The organism is Marinobacter zhanjiangensis, assembly GCF_014651935.1.
In the GTDB taxonomy this organism is placed as follows: domain Bacteria; phylum Pseudomonadota; class Gammaproteobacteria; order Pseudomonadales; family Oleiphilaceae; genus Marinobacter; species Marinobacter zhanjiangensis.
Map to the genome: position 1 here is coordinate 176596 of NZ_BMXV01000006.1, position 12788 is coordinate 189383.

General features: G+C 59.0%; 10 protein-coding genes. 7 read left to right on the forward strand and 3 right to left on the reverse strand.

What is annotated here, in order from left to right:
* Positions 1 to 4: 4 nt before the first annotated feature.
* The 3 genes from IE079_RS13865 to tmpT form a co-directional block, all read right to left on the reverse strand.
* On the reverse strand, positions 5 to 1927 hold the full coding sequence (locus tag IE079_RS13865; RefSeq protein ID WP_189577378.1) for a PrkA family serine protein kinase: 1923 nt from the start codon (positions 1925 to 1927) through the stop codon (positions 5 to 7).
* Between the two features lie 686 nt (positions 1928 to 2613).
* Positions 2614 to 4992, reverse strand: coding sequence for a DUF6351 family protein (locus tag IE079_RS13870; protein WP_189577379.1), 2379 nt, complete (start codon positions 4990 to 4992; stop codon positions 2614 to 2616).
* A 173-nt stretch (positions 4993 to 5165) separates the two neighbouring features.
* Positions 5166 to 5825: a thiopurine S-methyltransferase gene (tmpT, locus tag IE079_RS13875; protein WP_189577380.1), complete on the reverse strand. Its 660-nt coding sequence runs from the start codon at positions 5823 to 5825 to the stop codon at positions 5166 to 5168.
* A 58-nt stretch (positions 5826 to 5883) separates the two neighbouring features.
* On the opposite strand from tmpT, the gene IE079_RS13880 reads away from it, so the two are divergent.
* The 7 genes from IE079_RS13880 to IE079_RS13910 all read left to right on the forward strand — a co-directional run bounded on the left by IE079_RS13880 (position 5884) and on the right by IE079_RS13910 (position 12699).
* Positions 5884 to 6807 (forward strand): D-2-hydroxyacid dehydrogenase, encoded by a 924-nt coding sequence (locus tag IE079_RS13880; protein ID WP_189577381.1) that lies wholly within the window; start codon positions 5884 to 5886, stop codon positions 6805 to 6807.
* 302 nt (positions 6808 to 7109) lie between these two features.
* The gene (locus IE079_RS13885) at positions 7110 to 8684 is read left to right on the forward strand and encodes a COG3014 family protein (protein WP_189577382.1); all 1575 of its coding nucleotides are present in this window, start codon (positions 7110 to 7112) and stop codon (positions 8682 to 8684) included.
* A gap of 17 nt (positions 8685 to 8701) precedes the next feature.
* Positions 8702 to 9091, forward strand: coding sequence for a DUF1425 domain-containing protein (locus tag IE079_RS13890; RefSeq protein ID WP_189577383.1), 390 nt, complete (start codon positions 8702 to 8704; stop codon positions 9089 to 9091).
* A 15-nt stretch (positions 9092 to 9106) separates the two neighbouring features.
* Positions 9107 to 9709, forward strand: a complete 603-nt coding sequence (gene lpoB, locus IE079_RS13895) for a penicillin-binding protein activator LpoB (RefSeq protein ID WP_189577384.1) — start codon at positions 9107 to 9109, stop codon at positions 9707 to 9709.
* A gap of 14 nt (positions 9710 to 9723) precedes the next feature.
* Positions 9724 to 11124, forward strand: a complete 1401-nt coding sequence (locus IE079_RS13900; protein ID WP_189577385.1) for a DUF6844 domain-containing protein — start codon at positions 9724 to 9726, stop codon at positions 11122 to 11124.
* Positions 11118 to 12380: a CsgG/HfaB family protein gene (locus IE079_RS13905; RefSeq protein WP_189577386.1), complete on the forward strand. Its 1263-nt coding sequence runs from the start codon at positions 11118 to 11120 to the stop codon at positions 12378 to 12380. Before IE079_RS13900 ends, IE079_RS13905 begins: the two co-directional genes overlap by 7 nt.
* A 58-nt stretch (positions 12381 to 12438) precedes the next feature.
* A complete protein-coding gene (locus IE079_RS13910; RefSeq protein ID WP_189577387.1) occupies positions 12439 to 12699 on the forward strand; it encodes a DUF4282 domain-containing protein in 261 nt (86 codons plus the stop codon).
* Positions 12700 to 12788: the final 89 nt, after the last annotated feature.

Here is a 12788-nt window from a genome sequence, read left to right on the forward strand (position 1 = left end):
TTGGTCAGTGCGACTTTCTGACTCTGAGGTACCACTCGGCCAGCAGCCGGACCTGCTTCTCGGTGTAACCACGGTCGACCATGCGATCCACAAACTGTTTGTGCTTCTTCTGGTCTTCCTGGCTGGCCTTGGGATTGAAGGAAATCACCGGCAGCAGGTCTTCGGTGTTGGAGAACATCTTCTTCTCGATCACGCTACGCAGCTTCTCGTAGCTGAGCCAGGAGGGGTTCTCCCCCTGGTTGTTGGCCCGGGCCCGCAGCACGAAGTTGACCACCTCGTTGCGGAAGTCCTTGGGGTTGCTGATACCCGCGGGTTTCTCGATCTTCTCCAGTTCGTCGTTGATGGCCGGCCGGTCGAGAATCTCGCCGGTGTCCGGGTCCCGGAACTCCTGGTCCTGGATCCACAGGTCGGCATAGGTCACATAGCGGTCGAACAGGTTCTGACCATACTCGCTGTAACTTTCCAGATAGGCGGTCTGGATTTCCTTGCCGATGAACTCCACGTAGTGGGGCGCCAGGTACTCCTTGATAAAGCGCAGGTAACGCTCATGCACCTCGGGCGGGAACTGCTCCTGCTCGATCTGCTTTTCGATAACATAGAGCAGGTGCACCGGGTTGGCGGCCACTTCAGTGCTGTCGAAGTTGAACACCTTGGACAGAATCTTGAAGGCGAAGCGGGTGGACAACCCGTCCATGCCTTCGTTGACGCCGGCGGCATCACGGTATTCCTGGATCGACTTGGCCTTGGGATCGGTGTCCTTGATGTTCTGGCCGTCATACACTTTCATTTTAGAGTAGATGCTGGAGTTTTCCGGCTCCTTGAGCCGTGACAGCACCGAGAACTGGGCCAGCATGTCCAGGGTGTCCGGGGCGCAGGGCGCTCCGGAAAGCGAGCTGTGCTTCAGCAGCTTCCGGTAGATCTCGATTTCTTCCGTGACCCGAAGGCAGTAGGGCACCTTGACGATGTAGACCCGGTCCAGGAAGGCCTCGTTGTGTTTGTTGTTGCGGAAAGTCTGCCACTCGGACTCGTTGGAGTGGGCCAGGATAATGCCATCAAAGGGCACCGAACCCATGCCCTCGGTGGTGTTGTAGTTGCCCTCCTGGGTAGCGGTGAGCAGCGGGTGGAGGACCTTGATGGGGGCCTTGAACATCTCCACGAATTCCATCAGCCCCTGGTTGGCCTTGCTCAGGCCACCGGAGAAGCTGTAGGCGTCCGGGTCGTCCTGGGAGAAGTCTTCCAGCATGCGGATGTTGACCTTGCCCACCAGGGCGGAGATGTCCTGGTTGTTGTCGTCGCCGGGCTCGGTCTTGGAGACGGCCACCTGGTCCAGTACCGACGGGTACTTCTTCACCACCCGGAACTGGCTGATATCACCGCCATATTCATGCAGGCGCTTCACCGCCCAGGGCGACATGATGGGCTTGAGGTAACGCTGGGGAATGCCGTATTCCTCTTCCAGAATCTGGCCATCTTCCAGCGGATCGAACAGTCCCAGGGGGGATTCATTAACCGGCGAGCCCTTGATGGCGTAGAAGGGCACCTTCTGTATCAGGGACTTCAGCTTTTCCGCCAGGGAGGATTTGCCGCCACCGACAGGCCCCAGCAGATACAGGATCTGTTTCTTTTCCTCCAGCCCCTGGGCGGCATGACGGAAGAAGGACACGATATTTTCCACCGCTTCTTCCATGCCATAGAACTCGGAAAACTCCGGGTATCGCTGGATCACCTTGTTGGAGAATATGCGCGACAGGCGCGGGTCCCTGGATGTGTCGATAAATTCCGGTTCGCCGATAGCGAGCAGCATGCGCTCGGCGGCGGTGGCGTAGGCGGATGGATCCTTCTTGCAGATCTCCAGATATTCCTCCAGGGAGTATTCTTCTTCCTGGGTCTGGTCATACCGGTCTTTGAAGTGCTGCAATATGCTCATGGGTAACCCTCGCTTGCTAATGAATCAGCTCGACTACACGCAATATTCCCCGTTGTTGGACGCCGCGGGCGGACGTTCTGGTTATGGTTGGATGGAAAACACGACTGTCTGCCGAAGGCGGTCCGGAGAGCTGATCCCGGTGGTCCGGCAGAACCTCCATTGAATGAGGCTTTAATTTCAGCTTAGTTCAACGCTACGAGCTTGGACAGGGGAACGGTGTACCAGTTCGGCAAAATTGAGTGGTTTTTTGGCAGGGTTTTGTAACCAGCGTCGTATTTCATGACCACTTTGAAGACAGGTTCGACGCAACTCTTGCAACTTGATTGCTCTATATCGGAATGATAATTGTTTGCATATTAGGGCAGTCCTGCTATTTTGAGTGTCGGGCTTTATCTCAAAGGGAGGCAGGCAATGAACCATTCAGCGGTACAACTGGCAGGATCTTCCGATCGGATCTTCAGAGCGTGGCGGGTGCTTCGTCAGGCCCAGATGGGTGACGGAGCCACCAGGAAGCGGGGCTCCAAACCGGAACCGGCGGAACGGTGAATCCTGGTGTGCAGCAAAGGGGCGGTGGTCCGACCGACCATTGAGTCACGGGCCACACCCCCGATCTTTCGTCCTGCGACCGATCCCGACCAAGTCAAGCATGCCAGGACTATGCCGGGATCGGCGCAGGGGTAAGGCGATCAGCCAGCAGGACGTCCCTGATCCGGTTCATTGAAGTTGCAGACGCCGCTGGGGAAAATTTCCTGCAGCCTGTCAACTTCCTCCCCGGTGAAGGTCGTGTTGCCATAGGTGCCGTCGCTCAGAGCAGCTTCCACTGGCTTCAGGGCGCATTTGAAGACACTTCCCTCGATCGGCCCACCGGCCTCCATGCGGGAAGTGGTGTAGGTTTCGAATTGCCGGGTGCAGGCACCTTCGGCATTGCTGTCCAGGATACCGTTCCAGACGTCTTCTCCCGCGTCGATCAGTGAGCCATCGGTGTTGTAACAGGCGTCCACCGCCTCGGCTGGCCGGTTTTCGGCGATGCTGAGGTCGGGGTTGTCCTGAATATTCATGATCCAGTCGTGAAGCACTTCCAGGGCCATCCAGGTCTGGTTGTATTCTTCCCGTGGCTCCGGTTCGTCCGGGTCGGAATAATCGGTTGGCCGGGCATCGGTAAACCAGATCACCTGGTTACCGGCGTCGCCCATGCGGTTGATGATGCGCTGGCGGGCGGAGAAGGACTGGTGGCTGTTGTGCATGTCCAGCACTTCTTCCAGGTAATGCCGCCAGTCGATCACCGGCATTTTGAGCTGGCCGTCGAACACCAGGCCCGAGGTATAGGCGGCGCGGATAGCCTGGAGATCACCCTCGGTCCGTGGCGCCGGGGTGGTGCCGTCGTCCGGACTGAGGTTCATGTTGGCGCTGCTCCAGGGATCGAATCGAATCTCCCCGGCCAGTACCTGCTCCTCAATGCCCAGGAACGGGAACCCTTCCTGAACCATCTCCGAAGGCTGTTTCCAGCCGCCCACCTGAGCGTTCAGCTTCAGGAACTCTGCCTTGGTAATGTTGCCCTCCACCAGGGCATCCAGGCCGTACTGCACGCCTACATTGTCGAACAGGGTGCGGGGTTCACCATTTTCATCCACGCCGTAGATGTTTTTGGCGTCCGAGTAGTGGGTCCAGCGTACCTCGTCCATGATGCCGGCGGGCTGCATCAACTCCTGGTTGTCGGCTCTGCCGTAGAGGGGGTTCATCACCAGCGGCGTCAGGCCGCGCCAGGCCGGAATGCACTCGGTCATGCCCGGGGCCGTGCTGTAACCGAGCATGGTCTTGGCTCTGGCGAACGGGTCGGGGTAATTGTCATTGGCGTTCAGGCCTACCAGCAGGCTGCGGTTGGCGGTGGTTTGCCACTTGGTATTGTCCCGGTCGGTGGCGTCCATGTAGTACTCCAGCAGTTCGCAGTCGCCGACATGGATGGTCTGGGTGACCATGTCCGGGTAGGAATACTGGGGTACGCCGCCGTCCAACAAGTTCGGGTGATTCTGGGAGTAAACGTACTGCTGGATACCCCCGCCAGAACCGCCAATGGCCACGGTATAGTCCGGTACCCCGAAACGCTTGACGAAATGTTCTTTCACCATGAGCGCGGTCTCGCCACCCACCTGAAGGTTGTAGTGGGGGCTGGTACGGGTACCGGTGGAATAGATCACCGCGTAGCCTTTCTTCAGGGTGTCAGGCTGCAGCGCCCGGCTATTGCTGATATCACCCTGGGAGTGGCCGATACCGACGCCACCCTGGAAGTGGAACAGCAGGCGGCCATTCCAGTTGTCGGTAGACGCTTCCCAGGGAGCGTCTACCGCTTCGGCCAGAGTAGCGAAGCTGTAGATAAACCGGTTGATGGTGCCTCTTTCCTGGCGGACGATGAAGTCCACAGTACGACCGTCAGTCAGAGTGGTGCGGACCATGTCATCGGGTCGCACGCCATCCTCGGGTAGCGATTTCCACTCGTCGTCGGTTGTACGGTAGATAAAGCTGACATAGCTTTCGATGGAGCAGTCGCGGCTCAGGCCTATCTGGGCACCACTTTCATCAAGCACCGGGAAACCGGCGTTGCCGTCGGTATCCACCAGTGGCTGTTTGCCAAGTTCTGTGGTGACGGTACACACGAACGGATATTGCTGTGGTCCCGAAAAGATGGGGCCGGTGGTCGGGTGAACTGTCAGTGAAACCGAAGCCAGAGGACCCTGACGGCGGTGATGCAATTCAAGCCGGTTTTCACCTTCCCGCAGGCCGGTTACCAGGACTTCATGACCCTTCCGCCCGGCCCGGATTTCGGGCTTGATGGGCTGGCCATTGAGCCAGAATTCCAGGTGTCTGAGCCGGGAGCGTGTCGCGGGTCGCGATTTTACAGGGCGGTCCTTGAACAGTATCTGTACCAGTACGTCATCCCCGGATACCTGATCCGGCGCACTGGACAGTACCCTGATGTCGTAGTGGGGGTTGGCCGCATGGCTGGCAGCAGCCAGCCCGATCACAGCCAGCAGAATGATTAGGGGGTGAAGCAGCAGTCTGGGCAGCATGGTGAAGTTCCCTCTATGTAAATTTTTGTTACAGGGTTGCATTCACCAGCATGGCCAAACATGTACAAAAAACAAACGAACAGAAATGAAAAAAGCGCCCCTGTAGCGGGGGCGCCCCTGGAATGCGTTACTAATGCTTTGAAAAAAAAGTTAAAACCGCGCTCGCATCCGCGTTAGTTCTTTTTGAGATAAAAAACACTCTCGGTAGCGCCGTTGCGCAGACCTTTGCGTTTCGCAAATGGGCTGTCCCGCCCCATGTCGTTGGTGAGCAGGTGATCAATCTCATAGTCGCCCTCAAAGAGGTCGAACACTTCCTGGTCGCTGACGTTGAACGGCGGGCCTTTCATCTCGCTGCTGTCGTAGTCCAGGGTAATCAGCAATATGCGGGTGCCGTCCGGGATTACGGCGGTCAGGTGTTCCACGTACTCCCGGCGCATTTCCGGAGGCATGGCGATGAGCGCGGCCCGGTCGTAGACCAGTCGTACATGTTGCAGGTCGTCCGGTACCAGTTGGAAGAAATCGCCACACCAGAGTTCGAGTTCATCGTGCCGGAAGATGGTGAACGGCTCACCAGGGTGGACCTTCGCCTTTTCTTCAGCCTCCTCGAAAAAGTCCTTGCAGGCCACCTCGCTCAGTTCCACCCCGATCACCGGGTGCCCCTGGTCGTGCAGCCACCACATGTCATGGGCCTTGCCGCACAGGGGCACGAAAACGGCATCAGTGCTGTCGGCAGCGAAATCAGGCCAGTGATCATGCAGGTACTTGTTCACCGTGCCCTCATGAAAGCCAATCTCGCCCTTGGCCCAGCGGGTGTGCCAGAATTCATGCTCCATAGTGTCATTCCCCATCATTACTGGAAGTTTCCCAGAGCATAAGACAGGAGGCACAACAGTGAAAGCCGTATTCCTTGATGCCCGCACCCTGGGCGAAGACGTTACCCTGGCGCCCATCGAACAGGTGACCGGTGCGCTGACCTGCCATGCCCGCACTGCCCCTGGGGAGGTCATCGACCGTTTGCAGGGCTTCGATACGGTTTTGGTCAACAAGGTGGTGCTGGGGCGTGAGCACTTCGAGGCCTGCCCGGAGCTGAAGACCATCGCCGTGGTGGCCACCGGCCTGAACAACATCGACCTGAAGGCAGCGGAAGACCACGGCATTCGCGTGCTCAATGTCACCCGCTACGGCCGCTCCACCGTGGCCCAGCACACCATGGCCCTGATTCTGGCTCTGGCCACGCGGCTGCTCGATTACAGCCGGGATGTACAGGAAGGGCGCTGGGCAAGGAGCGATATGTTCTGCCTGATGGACCATCCCATCATGGAGCTGGAAGGCAAGATCCTGGGCATTATCGGTTACGGCGACCTGGGGCAGGGCGTCGCCGAACGGGCCCGTGCCTTCGGCATGGACATTGTTCTGGGCTGCCGCCCCGGCCAGGAGCCGGGCGAAGTGGACGGCTATCCGAGAATTCCGCTGGCCGAATTGCTGCCCCAGGTGGATGTGCTTTCACTGCACTGCCTGCTGAGCGAAGACACCCGCCACCTGATAGGAGCCACTGAACTCGAACAGATGAAGGAGTCTGCCCTCCTCATTAACACCTCCCGCGGCGGTCTGGTAGACGAACAGGCCCTGGCCGACGCCCTGCGTGCAGGCACCATCGGCGGCGCCGGGTTCGATGTGCTCACCGAAGAACCACCCCGTAACGGCAACCCCCTGCTGGCGGACGATATCCCCAACCTGATCCTTACCCCGCACTCCGCCTGGGCCAGCCGCGAGGCGCGGCAGCGGATTGTGGAAATTACGGCTGAAAACCTGTAAACGATCTGAATGATATTACCCGACTGGTTCCGGGATTGATCACGGATTGATCAGTTACTCCTTTGAATTGCTTAAAAATACCCACTATGAAACTTTGTGTAACAACAATCTGTTTAGATGTTTCGCTAATGTAAAATAACGCAATAGTTTCCAACCTACTCTATTACTGTGACTCCCTTCTCGCTTAAGGTTACCAGAAGTTAAGGAATCCATTGGATTCCTGACCGTGGTGATAAAGGGAGTTATCGCAGCGCATGGCTCCCTACTGCCCTCCAGGGGAAAACAGATAATAAGGAGTCAGTGTGAGACCTCTCGTTCGTTTTGGCGTTGCCGTCCTGGCAGCGACTGCAATATCCGGTTGTGCATCCTACAAGCACCGTTCACAGATGACGGATTTCAATACCGCTTATGCCACTGGCGACTACACAGCCGCCCTGGAAAGCATGGCCTTCAAGATTGATTCCGAAAAGGAAGTGGACACCGAGGCGCATCTCCTGGAGTTCCTGCACCAGGCTGAACTCTACCGACTCAGCGGCAATTTCAGTAAAGCCGCGGAATACTACGATCTTGCCGAACAGGGCATGAAGTATCTGGATACGGAGAGCCTCGCGGAAGAGACCGGTGAGACCTTCATGGCCGTCATGATCAACGACTCCGCCCGTGATTACGAGGCCCTGATGTCGGAGGCCGTGCTGGTCAACACCTACAAGGCGCTGGCGTTCCTGGCTGAGGGCAACAACGACTACGCCCGTATCGAGTTCAACCGTGCCGACGATCGTACCCGGCGGGCAGTGAATTTTTTTGCTGACGAGATCGAAGCGCAGCAGGAAAAGTTGCAGGAAGAGGCGCGTGAAGCTGCCGAAAACGAGGCTGCCGCTGCCAACGCCGAAGATGACGAAAACCCCGGGGATGGCGAAGCCAACAGCGCGCTTTTTGCGAGCCAGAGTCTGGAGAGCGAGGGCCTGCAGCAGGCCGTGGCGGATAACTATGGTGCGCCATCCCAGTGGGCCGTTTACTCCGAGTTTATTGTGCCTGCCAGTACTTACCTGAACGGGCTCTATTTCCTGGCGAACGGTACCGTCTCTTCGGACTACGACAAGGCGGTGGACTCGCTCAAACGTGTTGCCCAGATGAATGAAGACAGCGCTCAGCTGGCCAGCGACCTGGCACTGGCCGAGGACCTGGCGACAGGTCGGCAGAGTGTGGGAGATCTGGAGCCGCAGGTCTGGGTAGTCTACGAGAATGGTCTCGGGCCGGTGCTCGAAGAAATGCGGTTCGATGTACCGCTGCTGCTGTTCCACGGCAATCAGCAGGCACCCGCCTACACCGGCATAGCCCTGCCGAGATACGCTGAACGGGCGGCGATCCCCGGTAATCTGCTTGCCCTGACCGGCGAGGGTGATACAGCGGAAACGGAAGTGCTGTCGGACATGGAAAAGGTATTCCGCACGGAGATGAAAGCCCGGTTTACCGGGGTGCTGACCCGGGCGGTGGCCTCCGCCGTTATCAAGGCGGTCATCCAGAACGAAGCCTCGGAGCGTTTCGGTCTTGCCGGACAGCTGGGCTCCGCCCTGCTGACAGCCGCCACTACCCAGGCCGACCTGCGCGGATGGCAGGCGCTGCCGCATCACTGGCAGGTCGCCCGGATCAGCCGGCCGCAGGATGGCGAGCTGACTCTCGCCCAGAGTGACGGCACCACCCTGGGCAGCATCACCGTTCCGGATCAGCCGTTCACCCTGGTTTACGTCAAGCGCCCCAGCCTGCAGGCACAGGCGACCGTAATGACTCTGGATCTCGAGGGCGCCGTGCCTGGCTCTCTCGCCCGTCTGCCGGAAATGCCGGCAAAGGCCGAAGTGTCATCGGCTTCCAACCAGTAATTCAGGGGTAACGAATAATGAAGCGTCTGATCACCATGGTCATGCTTGGCCTCTTGCTCGCCGGGTGCGCCATGCAGCCTCCCAGAAGTGAGCTCTACGATCGCGAAGAACTGAAGGTGGACCGCGAGGTGCAGTTCGGACTGGTTGTCACCGAACTGTTCCAGGAGCGCCTTCGCCAGCCTTCCGGTGACTCGCTGCTGCAGGTGGCCTTCGCCGTGGAAGGCCGGTCGGATACCCGCTTCGGCTGGAAGGTGACCTGGTTCAATGCCAGCGGCATGGAAGTGCCCGGTGTAGGCCGGGGCTACCGCGAAGCCCGTGTACTGCCCGAACAGAACCGCTTTTTCAAGGCCACGGCGCCTCACCCGTCTGTGGAATCTTTCCAGCTTCATCTGCGTGAAATGCGATAAACCCGAGGAAACACCATGTTCAAGAATACCTTTCTGATAATACTGGCCGCGGTACTGGTATCCGGCTGTGCCACCGAGACTCGTTACGTGGATCCTGCGGCAGATGACGGCCCCGTGTCCATGTCACTGGACTACCGGGATTTCGATCGGGCCGCCACCGAAGCTGTGGAAGACATGCTGGCCAGCGGTGTTGTCGACAACCCCAACGGGGGGCGCTACATCATGGTGGTGAGCCGCATCACCAATGACACCATGCAGCGGATTGATACGGACCGTCTTGTCAAGAAAATCCGGGTGGCACTGCTGCGCTCCGGCAAGGTGGTGACCACCACTGCTGTGGGACTGAACGGCGCCGAGGACGAAATGAGCATGCGTGCCCGTGAGCTGCGCGACTCCGAGGAATTTGACCAGTCCGGCGTACAGCGCAAGGGCACCCTGCAGGCGCCGGACCTGAGCTTGTCCGGCAAGCTGATGCAGAAGAACCATCAGCTGGGTGGTGAACAGAGAGTGGAATACTCCATCCAGCTCACCCTCACCGATCTGGCTACCGGCCTGGCGTTCTGGGAAGGCGAGACACCCATCATCAAACAGGGCTCCGGCAAGTCTGTCAGCTGGTAAGGAAGGGGTAGATCATGATAATTCGCAAGACAGCTCTTTCTGTGGTTATCGCAGGCCTTCTGGTTTTGGCGGCGCCTACCACACTCCTGGCCCAGGAAGCCGACCTGGCCGAGCAGGCACAGGCTGCTGAACAGGACGCCAGCGAGACACCGCCTTCACCGTTCATGGCGGTTTCGGAAGTGGATCCCGGTGACAAGAAAATCCAGGAATTCCTGGACGCCCGTGGCTGGGTCCGCGGGCAGTCGGAGAAGAACCCGGCTGGCGGCACCCTGGTAGTGACCAGTCAGGCCATTGCCGCGGATCCTTCCACCATCGAGTTCAGCCAGGCCCGTATCATTGCCACCGAAGAGGCTTTCCTCAAGGCCATGGGTGAGCTGGTGTCACAGGACTCCGTGGCCATCGGGGTCTCTTTGGCCGACCGTTTCATGAAGGACGATCTGCCCGAGGACGTCCGCGACACCACCAGTATGGACGCCCTGGGCAAGGCCGTTGCAGGCCGCGCCGCTGAGCTCACCGTGCAGAGCATGAACTCGTTGCTCGAAGAGCTTGGTGTGGATGCTTCAACTTTGCCGGAGATGACCGTTGCCGAGCGCAAGGACCTGATCTACGACGAATTTGTCAGTGAGACCACGTGGCGGGCCATGGGCCGCCTGAGTGGTGTTGGTATCTTCGGTGTGATCGAGGAAGTCGGAGGCGATGGCCCTGTCAATAACGGCCGCATGAGCGTGGTCGTGGTCCGTTCCGACCGGTTCAGTGAGTTTGGTCGCCAGCTTCGTACCAACAACTCCACTGCCGGCAAGGCCATCCCCATTGACGACATCCGCGATCGGCTGGACCCGCAGATCCGTGAGGGCGTCCCGATGCTGGGGTATTTTGGCGTACAACCGGTGGTGGATGACCAGGGTCGTTTCGGGCTGATGGCCTTCGGTACATCCGGGCCACAACTCACCCGGGGCAATATGGAGGAATTCGAGATTGCCGCAGAAATGGAAGCGGCGCGGGATGAAGCCATGCTGATGGCTGACGGCTGGCTGGCCCAGTTCGCATCAATGACGGTACAGGGGCAGAAAGAAGCCACCCGCCGCAAACTGAAGCAGAAGGTTCGTGAAACCCGGGGCGACGGCAGTACCGAAATCAAGACGTCGGAAGGCATCGGGCGAATGGTCAACAACATCCTTAGATCTGAAGCCAATGCCCGTCTGACCGGTATCCAGACCGTAGGGCAGTGGGACGCTGTGGACCCGACCACGGGACATCCCTATCTCGGTTACGTGAAGTACTGGTCGCCTGCCACGTCCGCTCAGGCACAGGGTAAGGACCCGTCAGCGGAGAAGCCCGAAGCGGGAACGTCTGGCAGCAGTCAGCCGGCAACCGAGAAATCCACCCGTAGTACAGGATCCTTCGGCTCATGGTAAGGCGCATTATCGTGGTGCTTGCGCTGTTGCTGGCACCAACGCTGACCCAGGCCGCCACGGAAATCCGTACCGTTCGGGCGGAGGCCACGGGGGTCGACCGGGAACAGGCGATCTTCAACGCTCTGGGCGCTGCCGTTCGCCAGGTTCGGGGTGCCCAGATCAGTGCCAGCAAACAGGTGCAGTCTGCCCTGAGCCGGCTGTCGGTGCGGACCGGGGATGGCCGCGAGGCCAGTGTCGAGATCCAGAAAAGCTCCAGCAGCCAGACCCGTGTGTCCGCGGAAGGACTGATCAGCGGCTATCGGGTGAGTTCGGTGACCAATGCGCCCGGCGGCGGTAAGCTGGCACGGCTTTCGGTGGATGTGCCGGTCTACCACACGCCCGGCAACCCGGACGATGGTCGCTGGCGCATGGCGGTCTACCCGGTGTGGCCGGCCAGGCCTTTCTATGAGGTGGCTGACCAGAGGCTGTCGCGGGTGGAGGTATCAGATCGCATGACCCAGTCCATTACCGAGGCTCTGGTTCAGTCTCGCCGCTTTGCCATGCTTGCCCGTGACAAGGAAAGCGCCATCCGGTCGGAGCGGGACCGCATGAGGGGTGAGGATGTGCCGGTGCAGGAAAAGGCCATGCTGGGCAATGAGCTGGGGGCGGAGTACCTGGTTACAGCCCAGGTAACGGACCTGACGTTCGGGGTTGAGGAGAAAGTGTCCGGGCTCACGGGGGAGCGCAGCCGCAAGCAGACCGGTGCCCTGGTGCTGGAGGTCCGGGTAGTGGTGCCCGCTACGGGCAAGATTGTCTGGACCCGGACGCTGAACCTGTCGCCGGAATACCTGGATCTGGAATTCGACGGCTCTCCTGGCTCGACTCAGGCCTTTTTCGAAAGGGCCGGGCAGGAAGTGGCGTTGTCCGTCATCAATGTAGTCTGGCCGCCGCTGGTGGAAGGCCACCAGGGTAATGAGCTGATCATCAATATGGGTGGCGGACTGATGAAAACCGGCCAGCGCTGGGAAGTCTTTGCCCTTGGCGATTCCGTGCGCAACAGCCATACCGGCAAGGGGCTGGGCCGCTCCGAGAGTCTCGTGGCCACTGTGGAGGTAACCCGCAGCACACCCAACATGGCCTATGCCCGTGTTGTGGACGGCGAAGTACAGGGCAAGGGTCAGGTGCTCCGGCGCCCGGCCTACGCTGAAGCTGAAGATCCCGCCGAAGCGATTCGGGGAACCCGTAAGCGAACGTGTCTGCCTATCGACCCCTGCTAGGGGGCTGCGTGGATGATCCGTCGTTTACCTAATGTGTGCAAATCAAGGAAAAAGTAGAATGTTAAAGTCGTTTCTGAATTTTGATTCCATGGTCACTCCGAAGATCATTACCGTGATCTACTGGCTGTCCATTGTCGCAGTGATCATTGGCGGTTTTATGAGCATGTTTTCAGGTTACCAGGGTTTTACCTTTGCCAACTTCCTCATGGGACTGGGGATCATTGTCGGTGGTGTCCTGATGACGCGGATCTATTGCGAGCTGTTTATCGTGATATTCAAGATCAACCAGAACCTCAGCAAGATTGCCAACCGGGAGTGATCCCCTCAGCGGGTGAGGCTCAGACCCCGCCCGCATTTCTCCCCCGCCGGATTTTCAGCCATACTCTCCCCTGATTGCTTCAGAATCGG

Coding starts and splice junctions, on each gene's coding strand:
- IE079_RS13910 (WP_189577387.1), top strand. CDS start 12,439: ATGTTAAAGTCGTTTCTGAATTTTGATTCCATGGTCACTCCGAAGATC.
- IE079_RS13890 (WP_189577383.1), top strand. CDS start 8,702: ATGAAGCGTCTGATCACCATGGTCATGCTTGGCCTCTTGCTCGCCGGG.
- IE079_RS13865 (WP_189577378.1), bottom strand. CDS start 1,927: ATGAGCATATTGCAGCACTTCAAAGACCGGTATGACCAGACCCAGGAA.
- IE079_RS13900 (WP_189577385.1), top strand. CDS start 9,724: ATGATAATTCGCAAGACAGCTCTTTCTGTGGTTATCGCAGGCCTTCTG.
- IE079_RS13905 (WP_189577386.1), top strand. CDS start 11,118: ATGGTAAGGCGCATTATCGTGGTGCTTGCGCTGTTGCTGGCACCAACG.
- lpoB (WP_189577384.1), top strand. CDS start 9,107: ATGTTCAAGAATACCTTTCTGATAATACTGGCCGCGGTACTGGTATCC.
- tmpT (WP_189577380.1), bottom strand. CDS start 5,825: ATGGAGCATGAATTCTGGCACACCCGCTGGGCCAAGGGCGAGATTGGC.
- IE079_RS13870 (WP_189577379.1), bottom strand. CDS start 4,992: ATGCTGCCCAGACTGCTGCTTCACCCCCTAATCATTCTGCTGGCTGTG.